General features: G+C 67.1%; 1 pseudogene. It reads left to right on the forward strand.

Annotated features, from left to right (window positions below):
* Positions 1 to 1,233 (forward strand): annotated as a pseudogene (locus tag BLR21_RS41485) (IS3 family transposase); the annotation flags it as partial.
* Between the last annotated feature and the right edge of the window lie 30 nt (positions 1,234 to 1,263).

Genomic DNA, 1,263 nt, shown 5'->3' on the forward strand with positions numbered 1-1,263 from the left:
GGCCCCACCGAAGAAGTACCCAGACGAACTGCGTGAGCGGGCGACCCGGATGGCCGTGGAGGCGCGCCGGGATCCAGCGGCCGCGACTGGTGCGATCAAGCGGATCGCCGACCAACTCGGGATCCATCCCGAGGCGCTGCGGACCTGGGTGAAGCGCGCGGAGACCGACGCCGGGGACCGGCCGGGCACCACGAGCGGTGACGCGGAGCGGCTCGCGCAGCTGGAGCGGGAGAACCGTGAGCTGCGGCGGGCCAACCAGATCTTGAAGTCAGCGGCCAGTTTCTTTGCGGCGGAGCTGGACCGTCCGTCGCGATGAAGGTCGAGTTCGTCGACTCCCAGAAGGAAGAACACGGTGTCCAGCCGGTCCTGCAGGCGCTCGAGCAGACGCCCGCCGAGATCGCACCGTCGACGTACTACGCGGCCAAGTCCCGCCCGCAATCGGCCCGTGCGGCACGCGACCGGGAGCTGACCGGGACGATCAAGCGGGTGCACGAGGACAACTACGGCGTCTACGGGGCGCGGAAGGTCTGGGCCCAGCTCAACCGCCTCGGCATCGACGCGGCCCGGTGCACGGTCGAGCGGCTCATGCGCGAGAGCGGGTTACGTGGCCTGCTGCGCGACAAGTCTCCGCGCACCACACGACCGGCAGCGGAGACCAGCAGGCCCGTTGACCTGGTGGAACGTGATTTCACGGCTACGCGTGTCAACGAGCTGTGGGTCGCGGACATCACCTACGTGCGCACCACCGCCGGCTGGGTCTACGCGGCGTTCGTGCTTGATGTCTTCTCCCGCTTGATCGTCGGCTGGCAGGTTGCCACCAGCCTCTACACGGATCTGGCGCTGGACGCGCTGCAGATGGCGATCTGGCGTCGCCAGGCCGCCGGCGCGGATCTGACCGGGCTCGTCCACCACAGCGACCGTGGCGTGCAGTACCGGGCGGTGCGCTACACCCAGCGCCTTGCCGAGACCGACGCTGTCGCATCCGTTGGCAGCAAAGGAGATTCCTACGACAACGCGATGGCCGAGGCGTTCAACTCGTTGTATAAGGCCGAACTCGTTCGCAACCGCGGACCATGGCGCGGCCTGGACGATATCGAGATCGCCACCGTCGAGTACATCGACTGGTACAACAACCGACGCCTGCACGGCGAGCTCGGGCACGTACCGCCCGCCGAGTACGAAGCACTACACGCGATGACCCACCCGGTCACCGCAACCCAGGAAACCAACTAATCCAGTCTCCATCAAACCCGGTACTTGACA

This window comes from Lentzea albidocapillata subsp. violacea (genome assembly GCF_900100275.1).
Lineage (GTDB): Bacteria > Actinomycetota > Actinomycetes > Mycobacteriales > Pseudonocardiaceae > Lentzea > Lentzea violacea.